This window comes from Hydrogenophaga sp., assembly GCF_051860785.1.
Lineage (GTDB): Bacteria > Pseudomonadota > Gammaproteobacteria > Burkholderiales > Burkholderiaceae_C > Hydrogenophaga.
The window spans coordinates 1-586 of record NZ_JBIMLB010000048.1 but is presented as its reverse complement, the minus strand read 5'-3'; the positions used below and the strand labels follow the sequence as shown (position 1 = coordinate 586).

1 pseudogene is annotated in these 586 nt (G+C 60.8%); it reads left to right on the top strand.

The features are described 5' to 3' along the window. A pseudogene (gene tnpC / locus ACTIF6_RS26835) lies at positions 1 to 515 on the top strand (IS66 family transposase); the annotation flags it as partial. Between the last annotated feature and the right edge of the window lie 71 nt (positions 516 to 586).

Sequence of the window (586 nt, the reverse complement as noted above, 5' to 3'; positions counted from 1 at the left end):
CAACGGGCGCCTTCGAGAACACCAAGGTGGTCGTCTACGACTTCTGCGAATCACGCTCGGGCGAACACGCCCGGCGCTTCCTGGGTGACTGGAGAGGCAGCCTCACCTGTGACGACTTCAGCGGCTACAAGGCCTTGATCGCCAGTGGCGTGACCGAGGTCGGTTGCCTGGCGCACGCGCGGCGCAAGTTCTTCGATCTGCACGCAGCCAACCAGAGCCAGATCGCCGAGTTCGCACTGCAGCAGTTCGGTCGGGTCTACGAGATCGAGCGTGAGGTCAAGGAGCTTGCGACCGATCAGCGCCAGGCCATCCGGCAACAACAAACGAAACCGCTGCTCGATGCCCTGCACCAGTGGATGGTGCTGCAACGCCAGAAGGTGCCCGAGGGCTCAGCAAGTGCGAAGGCGCTGGACTACAGCTTGCGGCGCTGGGAGGCGTTGACCCGGTTCGCGGATGACGGGCAACTGCCCGTGGACAACAACTGGATCGAGAACCAGATCCGGCCCATTGCAATGGCTTGTTCATAGTGCCCCACTTCGTTAAGTGCTTGAAAACATTGAGATCTGGTTCTCGGAAAAAACCTGAC